This is a genomic window from Gammaproteobacteria bacterium, assembly GCA_013151035.1.
GTDB lineage: Bacteria > Pseudomonadota > Gammaproteobacteria > JAADJB01 > JAADJB01 > JAADJB01.
In genome coordinates this window covers 1-19877 of record JAADJB010000050.1, presented here as the reverse complement: position 1 = coordinate 19877, position 19877 = coordinate 1, and the positions used below count along the sequence as shown (strand labels likewise).

15 protein-coding genes and 1 pseudogene are annotated in these 19877 nt (G+C 47.4%); 5 read left to right on the top strand and 11 right to left on the bottom strand.

Annotation, left to right across the window (positions count from 1 at the left end; translation table 11 throughout):
* Positions 1-100: 100 nt before the first annotated feature.
* The 5 genes from gspF to rhlB form a co-directional block, all read right to left on the bottom strand.
* On the bottom strand, positions 101-1312 hold the full coding sequence (gene gspF, locus GXP22_10900; protein NOX09970.1) for a type II secretion system inner membrane protein GspF: 1212 nt from the start codon (positions 1310-1312) through the stop codon (positions 101-103).
* 186 nt (positions 1313-1498) lie between these two features.
* The gene (gene gspE / locus GXP22_10895) at positions 1499-3094 is read right to left on the bottom strand and encodes a type II secretion system ATPase GspE (protein NOX09969.1); all 1596 of its coding nucleotides are present in this window, start codon (positions 3092-3094) and stop codon (positions 1499-1501) included.
* Positions 3018-5021 (bottom strand): type II secretion system secretin GspD, encoded by a 2004-nt coding sequence (gspD, locus tag GXP22_10890; protein ID NOX09968.1) that lies wholly within the window; start codon positions 5019-5021, stop codon positions 3018-3020. Before gspD ends, gspE begins: the two co-directional genes overlap by 77 nt.
* A gap of 36 nt (positions 5022-5057) precedes the next feature.
* Complete coding sequence (gspC, locus tag GXP22_10885) at positions 5058-5978, bottom strand: type II secretion system protein GspC (protein ID NOX09967.1); 921 nt, start codon at positions 5976-5978, stop codon at positions 5058-5060.
* 16 nt (positions 5979-5994) lie between these two features.
* Positions 5995-7278, bottom strand: a complete 1284-nt coding sequence (rhlB, locus tag GXP22_10880) for an ATP-dependent RNA helicase RhlB (protein ID NOX09966.1) — start codon at positions 7276-7278, stop codon at positions 5995-5997.
* A 171-nt stretch (positions 7279-7449) separates the two neighbouring features.
* Between rhlB and trxA the strand changes: the two genes are divergently transcribed.
* A complete protein-coding gene (gene trxA, locus GXP22_10875; GenBank protein NOX09965.1) occupies positions 7450-7776 on the top strand; it encodes a thioredoxin TrxA in 327 nt (108 codons plus the stop codon).
* A gap of 256 nt (positions 7777-8032) precedes the next feature.
* Positions 8033-9289 (top strand): transcription termination factor Rho, encoded by a 1257-nt coding sequence (rho, locus tag GXP22_10870; GenBank protein NOX09964.1) that lies wholly within the window; start codon positions 8033-8035, stop codon positions 9287-9289.
* 98 nt (positions 9290-9387) lie between these two features.
* On the opposite strand, the pseudogene GXP22_10865 reads toward rho, so the two are convergent.
* From GXP22_10865 to dusB, 6 genes and pseudogenes are all read right to left on the bottom strand, one after another.
* Positions 9388-9969: pseudogene (locus GXP22_10865) on the bottom strand (virulence RhuM family protein).
* Positions 9965-11152 (bottom strand): cyclic nucleotide-binding domain-containing protein, encoded by a 1188-nt coding sequence (locus tag GXP22_10860; protein NOX09963.1) that lies wholly within the window; start codon positions 11150-11152, stop codon positions 9965-9967. Before GXP22_10860 ends, GXP22_10865 begins: the two are co-directional and overlap by 5 nt.
* Positions 11153-11237: 85 nt before the next feature.
* Positions 11238-12548 carry a phosphoribosylamine--glycine ligase gene (gene purD, locus GXP22_10855; protein ID NOX09962.1) on the bottom strand — a complete coding sequence of 437 codons (1311 nt, stop codon included), beginning with the start codon at positions 12546-12548 and terminating at the stop codon, positions 11238-11240.
* A gap of 96 nt (positions 12549-12644) precedes the next feature.
* Positions 12645-14204 carry a bifunctional phosphoribosylaminoimidazolecarboxamide formyltransferase/IMP cyclohydrolase gene (gene purH, locus GXP22_10850; GenBank protein NOX09961.1) on the bottom strand — a complete coding sequence of 520 codons (1560 nt, stop codon included), beginning with the start codon at positions 14202-14204 and terminating at the stop codon, positions 12645-12647.
* Positions 14205-14548: 344 nt separating this feature from the next.
* On the bottom strand, positions 14549-14821 hold the full coding sequence (locus GXP22_10845) for a DNA-binding transcriptional regulator Fis (GenBank protein NOX09960.1): 273 nt from the start codon (positions 14819-14821) through the stop codon (positions 14549-14551).
* Positions 14818-15804 carry a tRNA dihydrouridine synthase DusB gene (gene dusB / locus GXP22_10840; GenBank protein NOX09959.1) on the bottom strand — a complete coding sequence of 329 codons (987 nt, stop codon included), beginning with the start codon at positions 15802-15804 and terminating at the stop codon, positions 14818-14820. Before dusB ends, GXP22_10845 begins: the two co-directional genes overlap by 4 nt.
* A 266-nt stretch (positions 15805-16070) precedes the next feature.
* Here dusB and GXP22_10835 point away from each other — a divergent pair, with 266 nt between their 5' ends.
* From GXP22_10835 to GXP22_10825, 3 genes are read left to right on the top strand one after another with little or no spacing between them, the layout of a single operon-like run.
* On the top strand, positions 16071-17312 hold the full coding sequence (locus GXP22_10835) for a hypothetical protein (GenBank protein ID NOX09958.1): 1242 nt from the start codon (positions 16071-16073) through the stop codon (positions 17310-17312).
* Between the two features lie 9 nt (positions 17313-17321).
* Entirely contained in the window at positions 17322-19130 is a 1809-nt protein-coding gene (locus tag GXP22_10830; protein ID NOX09957.1) for a hypothetical protein, read from the top strand.
* 4 nt (positions 19131-19134) lie between these two features.
* A complete protein-coding gene (locus GXP22_10825; GenBank protein ID NOX09956.1) occupies positions 19135-19776 on the top strand; it encodes a response regulator transcription factor in 642 nt (213 codons plus the stop codon).
* The last annotated feature ends 101 nt before the right edge of the window (positions 19777-19877 follow it).

Here is a 19877-nt window from a genome sequence, read left to right as displayed (position 1 = left end):
CGTTTCTTTATGTTGATGGTATGTTGAACTTCCATCATGGCGCATTACGACGCCGTATTAAAGGGGGAGGAGACCATCTCATCACCCTACCAACAGACTATTATTTCACCAGTTGGTTCATGTCAAAAATGGGTAACAGGATAGCTAGCACAATCGTCAGCACTACGGCACCCATTAATACGATCAACAACGGCTCAAACAGACCCAGTAGCTTGGCAATAGTGGTTTCCAACTCCCGTTCCTGATTAGTTGCCGAACGTTCCAGCATCTCATCCAGATTACCACTTGCCTCACCACTGGCAATCAAATGAATCATCATTGGGGGGAAATACCCGCTTTTTTCCAGCGCCACGCGAATACTGGCACCTTCACGTACCCGTGAGGCACCTTCTTCCACTGCCTCTTTCATTGGCAAATTAGATAACACCTTTGCCGATATTCTCATCGCCTCCAGCACCGGCACTCCACTGGCACTCAGAATACTAAAGGTGCGTGCAAAACGCGCCGTATTAGCGCCTTGAACCAGGGTCTTGATCAAAGGAAGCTTTAACAAGAACTGATGCACCCTGCGTTTGACATCATCGTGTTGCATCAAACGATTGGCGGCCACGATCAGCAACACCAATAACACCAACATCCAGAAACCATAGGCCTGAAAAAACTCACTGACCGAGATGAGCGCACGCGTCAACCAGGGCAATTCCTGACCGATATTATCAAACACCTGTACCACTTCCGGCACTACATAAGTCAACAGGAACACCACCACCACGATGGCCATAATCGTTAATACGGAAGGGTAGATTAATGCCATCTGAGTCTTTTGTTTCAGATCATGCTGACGCTCGGCATAATCGGCTAATTGTTCTAGCACAACCTCAAGATGCCCCGAGCGTTCACCTGCGGCAACCGTGGTACGAAATAAATCAGGAAATGCCTGCGGAAACTCAGACAGACCATCAGCCAGAGAGTGACCTTCCATCACGCGTGAACGCACCGCCATCATCATACTTTTTAAATGCGCCTTTTCAGTCTGCTGAGAGACTGTTTGCAGCGCCTCTTCTAATGGCAGGCAACGCACTAAAGTTGCCAACTGCCGCATAATCAGCGCCAGATCTGTCGCACTAACACCGCGTTTGAGATGTAAACCCAAGCCACCCTTGCTTTTCTTTTGTACCACTTCATCAACGGATAGCGGTGTCCAGCCCTTTTCGCGTAACTGTTGGCGAACTTGACGCGCGGTATCACCCTCCAGCACACCCTTAAGCTCGCTGCCTTTAACATCCAGGACTGTATATTCAAATGCACCCATTACTACTGCCCTATTAACTCAAGAGACAGGAGTGGTTTCTCTCTAACAGAGACCGTTGCCCGCATGGACGCGGGCATCGAGCCACCATGGATGGTTTCACGGCGTGTCTCTGTTAGAGAGGAGCCTCTCATGTCTCGAACCTACCTGACATATTTTTGTCACTGCTAACCGGATTAACCAACAACGTTAATCCTCCCGAGTCACACGTAAAACCTCAGCAACCGTAGTCATACCATCCAGTACGCGGCGCCGACCATCTGCAGCAATGCCCTCGCTATGTTGTCGTGCATAGGCCTCAAGCTCATGTTCACCCGCCCCATCATGAATCATGGTGCGCATAGTATCATCGACCTCAATCAGCTCATAGATACCCATGCGTCCACGATAACCCGACTGATTACAATGCACACAACCGGTTGCCTTATACAAGGTGGGGGCCTGTTGCCCAACCATGCCCAACATCTTGCAATCAGCATCGTTCGCGATGTAGCTCGTTTTACACTCATCACACAATACACGTACCAGACGCTGCGCCAACACACCGATCAGACTGGACGACAATAGAAAAGGTTCTACCCCCATATCACGCAAACGTGCCACTGCACCCACTGCGGTATTGGTATGCAGGGTGGATAATACCAGATGACCAGTAAGGCTGGACTGCACCGCAATCTCGGCGGTCTCCAGATCCCTGATTTCACCCACCATCACCACATCAGGATCCTGTCTTAAAATGGCACGCAGACCGCGCGCGAAGGTCATATCCACCTTGGTATTGACCTGAGTTTGTCCGATACCATCGAGATAATATTCAATTGGATCTTCCACCGTCATAATATTACGGCTCTTGTCATTCAAGCGCGTTAATCCGGCATATAACGTCGTTGTCTTACCCGACCCGGTGGGCCCTGTCACCAGAATAATACCGTGTGGTCGACGAATCAGATGATCCAGACGCTGCAATGAATCCGCCTGCATACCCAGATGTTCAAGATTCAGGCGACCGGCTTTTTTATCCAGCAGACGCATCACCACACGCTCACCATGACCTGAAGGCAGGGTGGATACACGCACATCAACGGCACGCCCGGCTACACGTAAGGAAATACGGCCATCCTGCGGGATACGTTTTTCAGCGATATCCAGATGTGCCATTACCTTGATGCGCGACACCAGCAAGGGTGCCAATACACGCTGCGGTGTCAACACCTCACGCAATACACCATCCACTCGAAAACGCACAACCAGCCTGTCTTCAAAGGGTTCAATATGGATATCAGAGGCATTCTCTTTAATCGCCTCGGTCAACAAGGCATTAATCAAACGAATAATAGGCGCATCATCTTCGCTTTCCAGCAGATCCTCAGGTTCAGGCATGTGTTGAGCAATATGAAAAAGATCTTCCTCATCGCCCATATCTTCCATCAACTGCATCGCCTCACTGGAATCATGCTCATAAGAGGCTGCCAGACGCTCATCAAAATTAGCTGCGTCAACTTGTTCCAGAATTAATGGGCAAGCCATATAGCGACGAATTTCAGCCACGACAGAACGATTCAGCCCTGCCTTATACTGGATACGCACCGCGCCTTCTTCTTTACCCGCCATCAACACACCATGCCGTTTAGCAAATAAAAAAGGCAGCGAAGGTATACGTCGATCCAGCTCAGGATTAACCGCCGCCGTCTCGTGTGCTGATGTTATTTCAGTCACTACCGGTAACCTTTTTTTCCAGCTCAGGCAAAACCAGTGGAGACTCGCCCCACATGAGGCTGACCCCATTCTTGCCGTACATCAATTGCTGTGAACGTACAAAATTATATTTATCCTCGGTAACGCGCGCAGTATCGGCTTCCGTACGCATAATCACCGGATGCAGGAACACCATCAGATTGGTCTTTTCCTTGGTGGTCTTACGCGACTTAAATAATTCGCCCACTATAGGAATTGCACCCAGGAAGGGAATACGTTGTTCACCCTCGACCAGTTTATCTTCCATTAAACCGCCCAGAATAATCATTTGTCCATCATCCACTATGACACTGGTCTTGATCGAGCGTTTATCGGTAATCACATCGGCACCGGTACTACCACCACTCAGGCTGGATACCTCTTGCTCAATAACCAGTTTAATCGAATTACCTGCATTGATCTGCGGCTTAACCTTAAGGGTTAAACCCACATCCTGACGCTGAATTGTCTGAAAAGGATTAACCGATGAACTAACGCCCGATGTACCCGAGTAAGAACCGGTTAAAAAAGGAACATTTTGACCGACAACAATCTCGGCCTCTTCATTATCCAGGGTCATCAGTGTCGGTGTAGAAAGAATATTGGTTTTTGAATCACCGGACAAAGCACGTAACACCATGGCAAAGTTCATGACCGAGCTATTAAAACGTCCCAGACCCAGCGTCAGCCCATCATTAATAGAGGGTGCTGAACCTGCTGCAATCGCCGCACCAATCTGCCCAATATTCTGCCCACTGCCCGAACCAAACCCACTCACAGCAACCGGTGAAGTTCCTCTAGGGCGACCATCCAGTATCCACTGCACCCCTAACTCTTCCGCCTTGTCTGAAGACACCTCGGCAATAATAGCCTCAACCAGAACCTGGGCACGGCGAATATCCAGCTTACGAATCACCTCTTTCAGTGAACGCATCACATCCTGTGGCGCTGTAATCACCAGCGCATTAGTGCTCTCATCGGCCTGAATATCAAACGTACGACGTGATGACGATGATCGAGATGCTACACCACCCACAGCACCGCCCTTACCTCCTGCCACCTTGTTTTGTGCCGTACCCACACCCTTTAGCACCTTGACCAGATCAGGTGCCTGAGCATACTTAAGATAAATTACAGAGGTATTGCCATTGCGTTCCAACGGAGTATCCAGGTGTGCAATCAAGGCGCGTAAACGTAACCGCTCTGCTCGAGCACCGCCTAACAAGATACTATTGGTCCGTTCATCTGCCACCATGGTCAGACCACCTGCTGCCACTGCTGACTTGCCCTTGCCTCTACTGCCTCCTCCGCCACTACTACGCGACAGGGCACTCAGAACTCTAACCACCTCAACGGCTGAGGCATATTCCATCGCAACTAATTCAATCTCGCTGTCACTGGCCTGATCAATTCGCTTAATAATATTAACCAGACGCTCTACATTGGCCGCACGATCAGATAGAATCAGGACATTAGTCGTTGGGTAGGCTGCAAGATGTCCTTGTTGCGGAACCAATGGACGTAAAATCGGCACCAACTGAGCAGCAGGCACATTATCGACCTGCACAATCCGTGTCACCATTTGATCACCCAAACCACCACTGTCACTACCCACCGTTGGAATACTATCCTGTTTAGCATTAACCTCCGGTACAATCTTGATCACCTCACCACTAGGTACTGCGGAAAAACCATGCACCCGTAAGATTGAAAGAAACACCTGATAGACTTCTTCACTATCCATTGCCTTTGATGAGATCACCGTAACCTTACCCTTGACCCGTGGATCCACGATAAAATTCTTGCCACTCACTTCAGCAACCGTTGTAATCAGGGCATTGATATCGGCATTCTTTAGATTCAAAGTGACGGACTGCGCCAACACACCTTGTGCGGATAGCAATAAAAGGCCGGATACAAAGGCTGACAGCCAACGTGAACCCATCACTGTTAATCGTTTCTTTATTAAAGTTATCATTCTGTTAATCATCTCACCTGTTATTACACGACAGCCTTATTCAGCCGCAAATGAAATCGGCACTTCCTGCCCCTTTCTTAGTACAATCAGATCCAGTTGTTCTGATTGACTCAAACTATTCAATGCACTAAACCCACGTTCCGGACTATCCATAGTGATACCATTCACCGAGGTCACAATATCACCTCGCTGTAATCCCAACTGACCGAACAATCGTGGTTTACGCCCAGGATATAATTTGAAACCCATAAACTGACCATCCCGTGTCTCTGGCACTGCCTGCACCAATTCCATTAAACGACGAGGGTTAGTCGTCAACGAGGCGCGGTAATCCTTCAGTATATCCACCGCTGCCGGAGCACTACTCGCCCTGCCCCTGTTCTTTTTTACCCGACTAGTCCTGGATGGCGAACTGCCAAACATATTTTTCGACTTGTCCTTTAACAGAAACAACGTCTCTGGACGGCCATTACGCAATAAAATGACCCGGTCGGCAAAAACCTCACTTAACTCTGCCCCACCAGGTAATTGCGAGCCGATACTATAAGTTAATTGATTTCCTTTTACATCAGCAATAATGGCGCGCGCAAGATCAGTCGTTTCGGCAGAAAAGACACCCACCAAGACCAGTTTAAGACGCGTTTCCGGCGCATTCATCAGCTGTTGTGGCTTCGGTGCAAGCGATTTTTTTTCGGCCTCCCCGAACAAATGCCAACTAGCCAGTTGGCGTACTAATATAGATTGCTTATCAAGCGGCCGTTTACCAACAGATGATAACTCCGTGATAATTGTTACAGCAGGCAATTGCGCAACAGGTATAAATGACCATGCTAATACAGCCAATTGCCAGGCTATCCATATTACAACGACCGCACTAAAAGCAAAGCTGACACGTTCAACCCCTGAACCCTGCAACCACTCCAATACCCGATTATTTTTCACCAATGAAAAAATCATACTACCGTTTCAATCATTATCTTTTTGTCGATGAGCGCCGATGATGCCCACCCTGATGATGTCCTTTCCTGTCCCCATTCCGGTGTTTAGGCCTTGGTCTGCGCTCTATCTTTACCGGAGCCTCCAGTTTCACTAACAAGTCGTCACTGATATGACCAACCTCAATCTTGTGTCCGATATAGGCCTCAATATCAGGCAAGGAATACACGTAATTCTCACAGGCAAAACTAATCGCATCGCCCTCCGCACCCAGGCGAGCGGTACGCCCGATACGATGCACATAATCCTCTGCATCCTGCGGTAGATCATAGTTAAAGACATGGCTGACCTCGGGAATATGTAACCCTCTTGCCGCCACATCTGTTGCCACCAGGATAGGTAAATCACCCTGCTGGAAACGCTCCAGCAACTGCTGGCGTTTCTTCTGCGGCACATCACCGGATAAAACCGCAGCAGGAAAGCCATTACCTTCCAGATAAGACCACACCTTATCAGCCACCCGTTTGGTATTAATAAAGACAATACTGCGATGGGCATTCACCTGTTTTAACAAACCAATCAATAACGGAATCTTGTCCTCATTGGCGGTATGATACAACACCTGCCTGACCTTATCAGCCGTCACATTTTCAGTTTTGATCTTTACCAGTTCCGGATGATTCATGTGTTCGTAGGCCAACTCCGTCACGCGCAACGACAGCGTGGCTGAAAACAACAACCCCAGACGCTGCTCCGGTGGCGGACAGCGACGTAACATATAGCGAATATCCTTGATAAAGCCCAGATCAAACATTCGGTCCGCCTCATCCAGTACCAGCGCCTGAATGAATTTCAGTTTAAAAACACCTTGCTTGAAATAATCAATAATACGTCCGGGTGTGCCAATCAGGATGTCAACACCATCACTCAGCACCTGCCGCTGTTCTTCATAGCCAGTACCCCCATAAGCCAGACCCAGTTTAAGCCCGGTAAATTCACCCAGACCACTGGCGTCTTTATGAATTTGTATCGCTAATTCACGCGTAGGGGCAAGGATTAAGGCACGTGGATGATTAGACTGTTTAGCCTTATCAACCGGATGAGTTAAAAGATAATTCATCACCGCCAATAAAAAAGCAGCTGTTTTTCCTGTACCTGTTTGTGCCTGCCCAGCGACATCCCTGCCCTCAAGAGCAATCGGCAATGAACCTTCCTGGATTGGAGTGCAGGTTAAAAAACCTGTTTTTTCAATCCCTTGCATTAATTCAGGAAGCAAACCAAGGCTCGAAAACGCTGTTTCTGTTAAATGTTTATCTGTCATAACCTCACAGCATACCCTAAAACAAGCCCCTTTAGGACTTGAAATACGTCTCGGTTTGCTATCAAATAGAAAAAAGGGATCAGTGTGCCTAGGATAGGCTCTCTGGTTAACAATCAAGCAAACACCTGTTTATTTTTATTCAGGCTTTATCCTCACGGAGGAACCAAACAAGTGAGTGACAATATCGTATATCTGACAGACGACAGCTTTGACAGTGAAGTGCTAAGCGCATCTGGCCCCGTGTTAGTTGATTACTGGGCAGAATGGTGTGGTCCTTGCAAGATGATTGCACCTATTCTGGACGAGATTGCTAATGAATATGCTGGCAAGCTCAAGGTTGCTAAACTGAATATTGATGAAAACTCCCAGACACCACCCAAATTTGGTATCCGTGGAATCCCGACTCTGATGATCTTCAAGGATGGTAATGTTGAAGCGACCAAGGTTGGCGCAGTATCAAAATCACAACTCACTGCATTCATTGATAGCAACCTGTAATTGTTTAGCTGAGTAGTACGCGCCCTGCCGACGCTTGGTAGAGTGCGTGCTACGCACCAACTGTAAACTCGAACTGAACTGGACAGACCTCAATAAACGTGCTAAATTTACCTCAGCTACACAAAAAATGAGTAATTAGAATTAAATATCGCGCCGCACTGGCACTTCAAAAACATCCTGAGCAAAAAATTATTTTCACACTATCAAGATTCCTTGATGCTGTTTACAAGCCTTCTATCTGGACCCCCTGACTTCTATGAACCTAACTGAATTAAAACAAAAAACCGCTGCTGAACTTATAAAAATCACCCGTGATAGTGGCATTGACTGCAATACACGCACACGCAAGCAAGAACTGGTGTTCGCTATTCTCAAATCCCACGCCAAAAGTGGTGAAGATATCTATGGTGATGGTGTACTGGAAATCCTACAGGATGGCTTTGGTTTTCTACGTTCAGCCGATAGTTCCTACCTCGCCGGACCTGATGACATTTATGTATCACCCAGCCAGATTCGACGTTTTGGTCTGCGTACCGGCGATACCGTTTCCGGCAAGATTCGTCCACCAAAAGATGGTGAGCGTTATTTTGCTCTGCTCAAGGTCAGCGAAATTAACTTTGAGAAACCGGAAAACTCCAAACACAAGGTGATGTTTGAAAACCTCACCCCGCTCCATGCCACCGACCGCTTCACCCTTGAACTTGGTAACGGCAGCACCGAGGATATCACCCCTCGCGTCATCGACCTGGTAGCACCCATCGGCAAGGGGCAACGTGGACTCATTGTTTCACCCCCTAAGGCGGGTAAGACCATGCTGCTACAGAATGTCGCGCAATCGATTGCTGCCAATCACCCTGAATGCTACCTCATCGTGCTATTAATTGATGAGCGTCCTGAAGAGGTGACTGAAATGACGCGTTCGGTACGCGGTGAAGTAGTCTCCAGCACCTTTGATGAACCTGCCAGTCGCCATGTTCAGGTCGCCGAGATGGTCATTGAAAAGGCCAAACGTCTGGTTGAACATAAACGTGATGTGGTCATCCTGCTCGATTCCATTACCCGTCTGGCACGGGCCTACAATACCGTCATCCCATCATCCGGCAAGGTATTAACCGGTGGTGTTGATGCCAACGCATTGCATCGGCCCAAACGTTTCTTTGGTGCTGCGCGTAATATCGAGGAAGGCGGTAGTTTGACCATACTGGCAACTGCACTGATCGAAACCGGATCAAGAATGGATGACGTGATCTACGAAGAATTCAAGGGCACGGGTAACAACGAGATCCATCTGGCACGCCAGATCGCTGAGAAGCGCGTTTACCCGGCAATTAATCTCAATCGTTCCGGTACGCGCCGTGAAGAACTACTCATTGACGCCAAGATCCTGCAGAAGGTATGGATACTGCGTAAGCTATTACATCCAATGGATGAACTGGCTGCAATGGAATTCCTGCTGGATCGCTTCAAGAACACCAAGACCAATAATGAGTTCTTTGATTTGATGCGGAAGTAAGAAAAACTTTCACCCATTGAAATGAGGCTAACTTGTTACTTTAGTAGCTCAATAATAGCCTACTCCAGACGTGGCTTCGATAGAACTCATACTTCACCCTAGCTCTTCTCATCCTGCATAGTCATAGGCTGACGCTGTTGCACCATGGTTTCTGCAAAAGCCAGATATTGCTCAACCAATAGCCCCAGCAACTTAATTTCGTCCTTATTTAAATAGTTTTTAGCAATGCTCACATCCTGTTTTTTCATCACTGGGGGCATAGTCAATACTGGTCGTGTATATATCCTTTATTTTCTGATAAAAAAACGTTCGGACAGGCGGATTTCGCGAATTCCAGCCTGCAACTCATCAAAATAATTCATCGACTGGCCCGTTTTAAATCGCTCATCATTCAAGGCAAAGCCCTTGATAATGTACTCTTTTAGTCGCTGAGTCGCCCAAATCCGAAAGTGGGTTCCCTGTTTGGATTTAACTCGATAGCCTACAGAGATAATGACATCGAGATTATAATGCTTAACTTCCTTAGCCTGGGTTTTACCCTCTATCGCCCCATGTTGACTGATCTGTCGGAAATCCCGACAGACCACTTTTTCATCTAACTCGCCTTCCTTAAAAATATTGCTGATATGCTCGGTAATGGTACTCCGCGCCTTATTAAACAGCTCAGCAACAAAATCAATCCAAAGTACGAATCAATTCCTCCCAATCCTCCTGTCGACGACCGGGTGGACTTCTACGTTCAAAAAAAGATTCTAGCGAGGAGGCATTCTGCAAGGACTTTCTTCTCTTTTCCTGTCTACGTTCATTCGCCTGCGTGTAGATCATATCCTCATCCAGCAAATTCTGTTTCAGAAATTCCTGATAACCCTCTGCATCCAGAATATGTGTGCCATCACAGTTAAACTGGATACGAATCGCATCTCTGATCATACTCATAGTGAAATTACGCAGATAAAAATCAGGTATATTTCTGAGTAAAACCAATTTTGATATGGTGCAAACAATCTCATGCGGACGCAATGAAGCCCAATTATCATGCGCGAACTGTAGCGGCTTGCTAAATTCATCAGGCATCGCTTTCATACGTGCATCCCTGGATATCACGCCATAGAGATCCTTGATCATGGCCTCCTTGTCTTCATAGTCAACAACAGGGAAATGCCGTTCTATATAGGCACGATTGATCAACTTGGTTGCGGGATGAACCTCATGGGTAAAAGGATCAAAAATAGACTTGATCAGAATTTCGCCACTATTGAAATGAATCATGATCTCACAGGCATTACGATTCAATAACAAGTCTGCCAGATTAGCCTGTAATAAGGGCAGGATACCATCAACCACACTCTCATAACGTTCTCTGGAAAAAGCAGACTCGCGTAAAGAGGGGTCCCCTTTAATCCCAATGCGCAGGTGGTGATCCCCATCCTTATCCAGTGCAGAAAAAAGGTTTTCCTTCGAGGCCAGATCCTGATTACGCACATCAATCAAGGCATCAACCTTCTCCGCCATGATCCGATCTTCCTTCAGCAGGTTTAGAAAGGCCTCTCGATCAACCATCAACAGGTTCACATCATTTAATGCAATCACCGAAGCTGAACGCCGATCACCACTAAAGAACGCCATCTCACCGAACTGATCGCCCGCACCAAGACGACTCACCTCTTCCTGCCGGGTGAATTTCTGGATCTGGATTGACACCTCACCCAATTCGATAAAATAGATATAATCTGCTTTATCGCCCTCGGCAAAGATCACCTGATCCTTGGCAAACGATTGTCGACTGCCCAACAACCTGATCTTCTCGAAATCCTCTTCACTCAACTCCAGAGGAGATGTTTTTTTTATCCTTGTTGCATTCATCCTAAACCTCCAATCATAATTTCAAGGGGTCAGAGCTCTTGAAATATTTCGCCCATCGGCATGAATCCTTATCACAATCAACATTTCAAGAGCTCTGACCCCTTGAAATTGCATGATGCCCAATATCCGTGCGGTAATACACTCCATCCCATTGCACCTGCTCCACCAACTGATAAGCAGTAACCTGGGCATCAGCCACCGACTCACCTAACGCACAGACACATAATACCCGACCGCCATTAGTCACAACCTCTCCTTGATGACTCGCGGTTCCGGCATGAAAGACCTTACAATCACCAGGGGGACAGACCGGAGGTCTATCCCCACTCTCCGGCAGACCATGAATCACATCACCCTTACGATAATCACCTGGATAACCCCCTGCTGCCAACACCACACCCAAAGATACTCGCGCATCCCATTGTGCTGATAACTGATCCAGATGACCCTCAACACCCGCCAGACAAAGCGCTACCAGATCAGATTGTAGACGCATCATAATCGGCTGGGTTTCAGGATCACCAAAGCGACAGTTATATTCCAGCACATTAGGCGTACCATCCGCTGCCAGCATAATCCCGGCATACAGAAAACCAGTATAAGGGCGACCTTCCGCTGCCATCCCCTTCACCGTTGGCTCAATCACCTCTCGCATAATGCGCGCATAAGCCACATCATCAACCACCGGAGCGGGAGAATAGGCACCCATACCACCAGTATTAGGGCCAACATCCCCATTATCCCTCGCCTTATGATCCTGTGAGGTCGCTAATGGCAGGATATGTTCGCCATCCACCATGACAATAAAACTGGCCTCTTCACCGTACAGGAATTCCTCAATCACCACCCGATGACCTGCTTCACCAAAGACATTACCCGATAGCATATCCTGACAGGCAGCAATCGCCTCCACCTCAGTTTGCGCCAGGATCACACCCTTGCCCGCCGCCAGACCATCCGCCTTAATAACCAACGGCGCACCCTGTTGCTTAATATAGGCCTCAGCCTCATCAATATCAGTAAACGCCTGATAGCTACCTGTAGGAATATTATGCCGTGCCAGAAATGCCTTGGTATAGGCCTTGGAACCTTCCAACTCAGCCGCCGCCTGGCTTGGACCAAAACACTTTAACCCCGCTTTCATGAAGACATCCACCACACCCAGCACCAACGGCACCTCAGGCCCAACTATGGTCAAACCAATGGCTTTTTTCTGAGCAAAGGCAAGCAAGGTATCAATAGCTTCAACATTGATATCAACATTCTCGATACCTGGTTCCAGTGCCGTACCCGCATTACCCGGCGCGACATAAACCGTATCGACAAGACTCGATTGAGCCGCCTTCCATGCCAGCGCATGTTCACGACCACCACCACCGATTATTAGTACATTCATTATTATTCCCAATGGTGCGTAATACGCACCCTACATTAAATTCATATAACGGGAAGAGAGATGGATGATCCATCTCTCGAATTGACAAAAATAAGCTTAATGCCTGAAGTGCCGCATCCCGGTAAACACCATCGCCATATCATGCTCATCCGCCGCCGCAATCACTTCATCATCACGCATTGAACCACCTGGCTCAATCACCGCACGAATACCTGCTTCAGCCGCCTGATCAATACCATCACGGAACGGGAAGAAGGCATCCGACGCCATCACTGAACCCGCTACTATCAGACCCTCATCCGCCGCCTTGATACCTGCAATGCGCGCACTATAGACACGACTCATCTGTCCGGCACCGACACCAATGGTCTGTCCATCCTTACAGTAAACAATCGCATTGGACTTCACAAACTTGGCCACGCGCCATGAGAACAATAAATCCCTCATCTCCGCTTCAGTCGGCACCCGTTTGGTAACAATCTTGAGATCCGATTCAACAACACGACCCAGGTCTCTTTCCTGTATCAGCAAACCACTATTGACCCGTTTAAAGTCCAGACCACCAACAGCCTGATCCGTCCAGCTACCACAAACTAGAACACGTACATTCTTCTTCGCTGACAACACCTCACGCGCCTCATCAGAGACACCCGGCGCAATAATCACCTCAACAAATTGTCGATCAATAATTGCTTGTGCCGTCTCAACATCCAGCGCCTGATTAAAGGCAATAATGCCACCAAAAGCCGAGGTTGGATCCGTTGCATAGGCACGATCATAGGCCTCAAACTGATTAGCGCCGATTGCCACACCACAAGGGTTAGCATGTTTCACAATCACACAAGCAGGCCCCTCGCTAAAGGTCTTCACACACTCCAGTGCAGCATCCGTATCCGCCACATTATTGTAAGACAGCTCCTTGCCTTGAATCTGTGTTGCTGCCGCAACCGAGGCAGCATCCACATTACCTTCTACATAAAATGCTGCTTTTTGATGTGGGTTTTCACCATAACGCATACCCTGTACTTTGTTGTATTGCATACTCATGGTACGAGGGAAACCATCATCTTCATTCACATTACCCAGATAATTGGCAATCGCCCCATCATAATGCGCCGTATGCTCAAAGGTCTTTACCGCTAGAGAAAAACGCGTTGCATCGGATAGACCACCGTCATTAGTATCCATTTCCGCCAGGATAGATGCATAATCCGCACTATCCACCACAACAGCAACCGCCGCATGGTTCTTCGCCGCCGCCCGCAACATGGTCGGCCCACCGATATCAATATTCTCAATCGCCATTGCCAGATCACAATCCTCTCTGGCAATAGTCTGTTCAAACGGATAGAGATTAACCACGATCAAATCAATAGGCGCAATACCATGTTCCTGCATCACCGCATCATCAATGCCCCGACGACCGAGGATACCGCCATGAATCTTGGGATGAAGCGTCTTTACCCGACCATCCATCATCTCAGGAAATCCGGTATAATCCGAGACTTCAACCACAGGTATAGACTCATCAGCCAACAGCTTCGCTGTACCACCGGTTGATAGAATATCAACTCCCTTACCCTGCAACTCACGCGCAAAGTCCACGATACCCGTCTTGTCTGAAACACTAATCAGTGCCCGTTTAATTACTACCATAATTATTCACCACAACTTTAACCTTATAAAAAAATATACTGCTATCCCGTTAACTTTATACCGTCATGACGAACTTATTCATTCATCCAAAAAGCCATTGAAACCACTGGATTCCCGCCTGCGCGGGAATGACAAGCATCCGTTTAATCCCACCTACCACTTCTATTGAAAGAATTAATAATTTAATTGCTATCACCCAGTCAATTCAAGAGACAGGTGTTGCTCCTCTCTAACAGAGACCGTTGGCCGCATGGACGCGGCCATCGAGCCACCATGGATGGTTTCACTGCGTGTCTCTGTTAGAGAGGAGCAATACCTACCTCGAACTTAACGGGCATTTTTAATTACTGCGCCACATCATAAACCCGCAATTTCTTGCGCAAAGTCGCACGACTCATCCCCAACACATCAGCCGCCCGCGTCTGATTACCCTGAGTATAATTCATCACCACCTCTAACATGGCCTGCTCAACCTCACCTCGCACCATATCATAGACATCAACAACTTCATGTCCTTCCATATCCTGAAAATACCGGTCCAGAGCCGCATACATACAGTTCTGCAAGGAATCCTTACGTCGCTCCAGAGTACGTCGATCTTGTTTACTCGTGCTCATGCCACCCTGACCTCGATCTCTTCCAGACGATCAAAAAATTGATCAATCAAACCCAACTGTTCCTTGATTGTATCCACATGATTAACCTGATCACGAAACAAGGCGCCCTCACGCTGCCCCTTGCTGTACCAGGAAATATGTTTACGTGCCATACGCACACCAATATGTTCACCGTAAAAGTCATAGAGATTAAGCATGTGCTCACTCAGAATTTGGCGTACCTCTGCAACCGATGGTTCGGGTAGATATTCACCTGTATTCAGATAGTGATCAATCTCACGAAAGATCCATGGGCGCCCCTGAGCCGCACGACCAATCATCACCGCATCAACCCCGGTATATTCCAGCACATGACGCGCCTTTTCCGGGTCACGAATATCGCCATTAGCAATCACCGGGATATCAATCACCTGCTTAATAGCACGAATAGTGTCGTATTCAGCATCACCACGATAGGCACAGGCACGCGTTCGACCATGTACCGCCAATGCCTGCACACCACAGTCCTGAGCAATTTGTGCAATACTGACACCATTACGATTATCCGTATCCCAACCGGTGCGAATTTTCAGCGTGACGGGCACATCAACCGCATTCACCACCGCATCAAGGATACGCCGTACCAGATCTTCATCCTGCAATAGCGCAGAACCTGCCATCACCTTGCAGACCTTTTTTGCCGGACAACCCATGTTAATATCAACGACCTCAGCACCATGATCAACATTGCGCTGTGCCGCCTCAGCCATCATCTCAGGATCGGCCCCGGCAATCTGCACCGAACAAGGTCGAGTTTCACCCTGATGATTTGCACGACGCTGGGTTTTCTCACTACCCCATAATAATGAATTAGAGGACACCATCTCAGACACCGCCATACCTGCGCCCAAATTACGGCAAAGCTGACGAAACGGGCGATCAGTAACACCCGCCATGGGTGCTAAAATCAGCTTGTTTTTCAATATGTAAGGGCCAATCTGCATAATAAACAGCAATTATCATTTTAATTAGGGGGTCGAAGACTACCATTCTACTCCTAACAGAAAGTGGGATAAAGGTATTTACCCCCTGATCAGGGGGTAGTGAAATAAAAGGCAACACGCCATACTCAATCCCGGCTTCAAAAGGGACTTTGAGGCTCCACATTCAAAAAAAGAAGTTCCAACCCATTAAAAAATGCCATTAGATGAAACCAATTGATATTTGACGGATAATGCCAATCAAATCAATTATAAGGCAATCTCGTATTATGTTATTTTCTCCCTATCACATCATATTTTATGTATTCATCTACTGTTTTAGCTCGGCAACATTAGCCAGTGAATCAGCACCATTAAGCTCCGTATTACACGGACTGGAATTTATTGCCCCCGAGAATCGCTGGGCCGCTCGTATCGAATTCCGGGAAAACAATTACACCCGCATGTTCAACCAGAACGCCAGCAAACAAGCCTTGGGTACTCCTTTTGATCGTGTCAATATGGATAGCACCGTATTCCCCGATCTCGCAGCATTTGGACCCGGCGCCACATTGAGTGAAACCCGCTTTAACACCCGCGTCAATACCCGACGCATTGAATTAACCATGGGATATGGTGTAACAAAAGACCTGACGGTGGGATTTATCATCCCTTACGGCGAAGTCGTTACCCGTGCCAAATTCTCCGTAGTAGGCGGAAACATTGGCTTCAATCCCGCATTCAACCCGGCACAACCAGCAGGGCCAACAAACCCGCCGCTATTACCTGTCGGTCTTGGCCCAACAGAACCCGTGGGCACCGCAGGCGTACAGCACATCCTGACAGATCCCGCCTTTGGTCTGGAATACGAACCTCTCGCAACCACCCGATGGAAAGGTCTGGGTGATCCCACCGTAGGTCTGCTATGGCGCTTCCACAAGACAGCAAGCGATTCATTAATCCTCGGAACCGGGGTGCGCTTTGGTGTTGCCGATGATATTAACCCGGATAGTTTATTACAAATACCCATTGATAATGGCAACACCGACTACCGCATACGACTGGAGTATTTTCGTGACCTGGGCACGGGTTTCGATTTAAAACTGGTGGCTGAAAATACTTACCAGTTCAAGGATCACGTTACTCGCCGTATCCCGGCGACAGGCGAACTGCTGACAGCCGTCACCAACAAAGAAAGGCTCTCTCGTCGCCTGGGTAATTACCGGGAATATGACATTGGTCTGGGCAAGACCCTGGGTAACTGGCGTATGGCAGGAACCTGGCACCGTTATGAAAAGGATGCCGATAAATACATATCAGCCATCGGCACTAATACGGCTGCACTCGGAGCCAACACTGAGTTATACGCCAACCAATGGCGCGCTAGCCTGTCATGGAGTGGTATACAGGCATGGATGGATGCAAAGATTGCACTACCTTTAATCATCCAACTGGAGATACAAAATACCTATGCGGCTAAAAACTTCCCTGACGTGCAGGATGTTTATCTGCAGATAACGAGCTTCTTCTAGGCCCCTGATATGATACGGTTTTTTCTATTTTATATCCTGGTTGTTTTTTCAGCATTGCTTAATGCCCAGGATATGACTTCAATAACAAGTTTTTCACAGGCAAAAAAACTGCTATCCAATGCCACTTCACCCCCCGACTTTCAGCAGGCAAAGCCCGTTACCTTGCCTGACCACTGGCAACATCAAAGCGATGAATTCTACGGTTCCGCCTGGTATCAAATTAGTTTTCCACTACAACATAAAACAGCCGAACAATGGGCGATCTATTTACCCGACATCAATATGAATGCTGAAATATGGCTGAATAATACGCGCCTCGGTTCAGGCGGCAGGATGCAGGCACCACTATCACGTTATTGGCACTCACCGATGATTTTTTCATTCTCACCCTCTGAGTTAAAGGCAAAAAACAGGTTGCAAATCCGCGTTGTTGCCTATGCCAATGAATTCGGAAAACTAGGTAAGATACATATTGGTTCACGCGACAGGGTAAACGCATTGTATGAAAAACACTTTTTCAGCACCGTCACCATTCACATTATCAGCGGTGCCTTAGCCGGCGTTTACGCCTTATTTATGGGTGTCGTCTGGTGGAAACGCCGAGACCCGGTTTTCTTCTGGGGCGCACTGGTGTGTGCCGCCTGGTCGATCAGCAGCATGAACATCTATATAATCAACCCGCCGGTGGCTGAATTAATCTGGGAAAAGATCATGCTCACTAGCATGGGCTGGATACCCCTACTATTTTTCTTTTTCATCCTACGACTTGATGATATTCCCTATAAAAAATACCCGGATCAGGTCGCTCTATTTATTGCCACACTGCTCAATGCCGCCTTAATCCTGTCGCCCGCATCAATGTTATTTTCCATTAGTCGACTCTGGCATATATACGCCATGGCATTCGGACTTGCCGGTGTGGCTTTTTTATTCTATTCATGGATAAAATACCGGCAACAAAAACAGCTCATCATGCTGATCGCCTTCGCTCTGATCGCAAGTTGTGGACTGCATGATCTTCTTGCACAAAACCAATTACTGGAACACAGCGAGACACTATGGCTGGATTATAGTGTCCCTATTATCCTGTTACTTATCGGTTACTTGATGATCTCACGCTTCCTGAGTGCACTATCTTCTTACGAGCGACTAAACAACGAGCTGGGTATGCGCGTACAACAGGCACAAAACAAGATCGAAACAGATTATGAAAAAATCCTCGGACTGGAAATTGAGCAAGCAGAAAATAATGAAAGAGAACGTATCTATCGAAACATGCACGATGATATGGGGGCTAAATTATTATCCATGATATACCAGTCAGAACCCGGTGAAATGAATACACTGGCACGTTCCGCAATGAATGATCTACGCGCCATTGTCAGCAAGACACAGGGCAACAAATACCAACTAAAAGACACACTGGAAAAATGGCAGCATATTAGCCATAAGCGTTGTAAAGAAGCAGGGTTTAATTGCCACTGGTCACAAAACAAAATCCCTGACGATATCATTCTTAAAGATACCTCAGATAAAAACCTGCAACGGATACAAACCGAGGCCATCACCAATGCCATCAAACACAGTCATGGAAAAAATATTTTCATCAATATCCGTTACCGCCTTAATTGCTTGTATACCCAGGTCACTGATGATGGCGATTCATCACAAAACACACACTGGATTGAAGGGCGCGGAATGAATAGCATGCGCTATCGAATCAAGAAATTGGGTGGAAATATTCGCTGGAAAGTAACCCCTAACACTAAAACCAGGATAAGCTGGTTAATTCCTTTAGACAAAAATCAGGAGCAATAAAAAAATGGACATTTTAATATTAGAGGATCATATCGGAGCACAAAAATGGTTATCGGATGCCGTCCACATGGCCTTTGGTGATGAAACACAGATTACCATAGCCGATACCATTGAACTGGTGTGCTCCATCCTGAACAAACAGGTCTTTGATCTATTTTTGATTGATCTGCACCTGCCCGATGGTTCAGGCAATGAGGCCTTAATCTACGCCAAAAAACGCCATCCGGATATGCTCGCCGTCATAACAACTATTTATTCTGATGATGATCACTTATTTCCTGCACTCAGCGCCGGTGCATCCGGTTATTTATTAAAGGATGACAAGAAAGAAGATATTGCTGCAATGCTGGCTGGCATACTGAATGGCACCCCGCCACTATCACCAGAGATTGCCCAACGACTGATGGCACATTTTAAACAAACACCCAACCCCGATATCGACGAAGAAGAGATACCTCGACTCACCAAGCGAGAACAGGAATCACTACGGTATATTGTAAAAGGATTTAGCATCAAGGAATGCGCCGAAATCATGGAGATCAGCCCACATACTGTATCCGGTTACATCAAAGACATTTATAAAAAACTACAGGTCTCCTCACGTGCCGAAGTGACATCAGAGGCTGTTCGCTTAGGATTGGTTTGAATCCTGGTGTGTAGTACGCATATATGGTCTCCTCCCAGTTTGCAAGACATTGTGAACCTTTAACAGTGACAGGATTGCTTCCATATATCCGGCCTGTTAGT

Coding starts and splice junctions, on each gene's coding strand:
- gspF (NOX09970.1), bottom strand. CDS start 1,312: ATGGGTGCATTTGAATATACAGTCCTGGATGTTAAAGGCAGCGAGCTT.
- gspE (NOX09969.1), bottom strand. CDS start 3,094: ATGGGGTCAGCCTCATGTGGGGCGAGTCTCCACTGGTTTTGCCTGAGC.
- gspD (NOX09968.1), bottom strand. CDS start 5,021: ATGATAACTTTAATAAAGAAACGATTAACAGTGATGGGTTCACGTTGG.
- gspC (NOX09967.1), bottom strand. CDS start 5,978: ATGATTTTTTCATTGGTGAAAAATAATCGGGTATTGGAGTGGTTGCAG.
- rhlB (NOX09966.1), bottom strand. CDS start 7,278: ATGACAGATAAACATTTAACAGAAACAGCGTTTTCGAGCCTTGGTTTG.
- rho (NOX09964.1), top strand. CDS start 8,033: ATGAACCTAACTGAATTAAAACAAAAAACCGCTGCTGAACTTATAAAA.
- GXP22_10860 (NOX09963.1), bottom strand. CDS start 11,152: ATGAATGCAACAAGGATAAAAAAAACATCTCCTCTGGAGTTGAGTGAA.
- purD (NOX09962.1), bottom strand. CDS start 12,548: ATGAATGTACTAATAATCGGTGGTGGTGGTCGTGAACATGCGCTGGCA.
- purH (NOX09961.1), bottom strand. CDS start 14,204: ATGGTAGTAATTAAACGGGCACTGATTAGTGTTTCAGACAAGACGGGT.
- GXP22_10845 (NOX09960.1), bottom strand. CDS start 14,821: ATGAGCACGAGTAAACAAGATCGACGTACTCTGGAGCGACGTAAGGAT.
- dusB (NOX09959.1), bottom strand. CDS start 15,804: ATGCAGATTGGCCCTTACATATTGAAAAACAAGCTGATTTTAGCACCC.
- GXP22_10835 (NOX09958.1), top strand. CDS start 16,071: ATGTTATTTTCTCCCTATCACATCATATTTTATGTATTCATCTACTGT.
- GXP22_10830 (NOX09957.1), top strand. CDS start 17,322: ATGATACGGTTTTTTCTATTTTATATCCTGGTTGTTTTTTCAGCATTG.
- GXP22_10825 (NOX09956.1), top strand. CDS start 19,135: ATGGACATTTTAATATTAGAGGATCATATCGGAGCACAAAAATGGTTA.